Source organism: Aminobacter sp. P4_D5, from assembly GCF_056401815.1.
On sequence record NZ_JBFUIP010001203.1, the window covers coordinates 1 to 559 of the forward strand.

Annotated in this window: 1 protein-coding gene; it reads left to right on the forward strand. The window is 71.9% G+C overall.

Going from position 1 to position 559, the window contains the following annotated elements:
* A partial coding sequence (locus AC1DWF_RS37495; protein ID WP_476843485.1) for an XrtA system polysaccharide deacetylase occupies nucleotides 1-559 on the forward strand: 559 nt, incomplete at both ends.

Genomic DNA, 559 nt, shown 5'->3' on the forward strand with positions numbered 1-559 from the left:
CCTTCTTCACGCTCGGCTGGGTGGCGGAACGCTACCCGGCGCTCATCCGCCGCATCGTCGAGGCCGGGCACGAGCTCGCGAGCCACGGCTACGGGCATGAGCGCGTGGACCAGATCGGCCCCCAGGCCTTCCGCGCCGACATCCGCCGCGCACGCGCGATCCTCGAGGACCAGGGCGGCGTGGCCGTGACCGGCTACCGCGCGCCGACCTTCTCCATCGGCCCCGCGACACCCTGGGCGCACGGTATCCTGGCCGAAGAGGGCTATCGCTACTCCTCCTCCGTTTTCCCGGTCCGGCACGACCTCTACGGCGCACCGGACACGCCGCGGCTGCCCCACCATCCCCGGCCCGACGGAGTGGTGGAACTGCCGATGACGACCTGCCGGGCCTTCGGCCGCAACCTGCCGTGCTCGGGCGGCGGCTGGGTCCGCCTCGCGCCCTACCGCCTCTTCCGTGCGGGGCTGCGGCAGGTGAACGAGACGGAAAGCCGGCCCGGCATCTTCTACTTCCATCCCTGGGAGATTGATGCGGCGCAACCGCACGTCTGGCACGCCAACCG